1 rRNA gene is annotated in these 1,393 nt (G+C 57.3%); it reads left to right on the forward strand.

Going from position 1 to position 1,393, the window contains the following annotated elements:
- A 23S ribosomal RNA gene (locus tag KME80_RS49755) occupies positions 1–1,388 on the forward strand; the annotation flags it as partial.
- Positions 1,389–1,393: the final 5 nt, after the last annotated feature.

A 1,393-nucleotide genomic window follows, 5' to 3' on the forward strand; every position in this document is an offset into this window, starting at 1 on the left:
TGAGATGTGATGCCGAGCCGATTGTGGTGAAGTGGATGATCCTATGCTGCCGAGAAAAGCCTCTAGCGAGTGTTGTGGCGGCCCGTACCCTAAACCGACTCAGGTGGTCAGGTAGAGAATACCAAGGCGATCGGGTGAACTGTGGTTAAGGAACTCGGCAAATTGCCCCCGTAACTTCGGGAGAAGGGGGACCTCTGCTGGTGATGGGCTTTACGCCTGGAGCTGGTGGGGGTCGCAGTGGCCAGGGGGAAGCGACTGTTTACTAAAAACACAGGTCCGTGCGAAGTCGTAAGACGATGTATACGGACTGACGCCTGCCCGGTGCCGGAACGTTAAGGGGACCGCTTAGCCGCAGCAATGTGGCGAAGGTGAGAACTTAAGCGCCGGTAAACGGCGGTGGTAACTATAACCATCCTAAGGTAGCGAAATTCCTTGTCGGGTAAGTTCCGACCTGCACGAATGGCGTAACGACTTCCCCGCTGTCTCAACCGCAGACCCGGCGAAATTGCACTACGAGTAAAGATGCTCGTTACGCGCAGCAGGACGGAAAGACCCCGGGACCTTCACTACAGCTTGACATTGGCGTTTGGAGCGTCTTGTGTAGGATAGGTGGGAGACTGGGAAGCTCGGACGCTAGTTCGGGTGGAGTCATTGGTGAAATACCACTCTGGTCGTTTTGAACGTCTAACTCTGGTCCGTGATCCGGATCGAGGACAGTGTCTGGTGGGTAGTTTAACTGGGGCGGTTGCCTCCTAAAGGGTAACGGAGGCGCCCAAAGGTTCCCTCAGCCTGGTTGGCAATCAGGTGTTGAGTGTAAGTGCACAAGGGAGCTTGACTGTGAGACTGACGGGTCGAGCAGGAGCGAAAGCTGGGACTAGTGATCCGGCATCGGCATGTGGAAGCGGTGTCGCTCAACGGCTAAAAGGTACCCCGGGGATAACAGGCTGATCTTCCCCAAGAGTCCATATCGACGGGATGGTTTGGCACCTCGATGTCGGCTCGTCGCATCCTGGGGCTGGAGTAGGTCCCAAGGGTTGGGCTGTTCGCCCATTAAAGCGGTACGCGAGCTGGGTTTAGAACGTCGCGAGACAGTTCGGTCCCTATCCGCTGCGCGCGCAGGAGACTTGAAAGGAGCTGTCCCTAGTACGAGAGGACCGGGACGGACGAACCTCTGGTGTGCCAGTTGTACCGCCAGGTGCACGGCTGGTTGGCTACGTTCGGAAGGGATAACCGCTGAAAGCATCTAAGCGGGAAGCTCGCCTTGAGATGAGGTCTCCCACCCCGTTTGGGGGTAAGGCTCCCGGTAGACGACCGGGTTGATAGGCCGGAGGTGGAAGCGCGGTAACGTGTGGAGCTGACCGGTACTAATAGGCCGAGGACTTGACCACAAAGC

Source organism: Nonomuraea ceibae, assembly GCF_019396325.1.
In the GTDB taxonomy this organism is placed as follows: Bacteria; Actinomycetota; Actinomycetes; order Streptosporangiales; family Streptosporangiaceae; genus Nonomuraea; species Nonomuraea ceibae.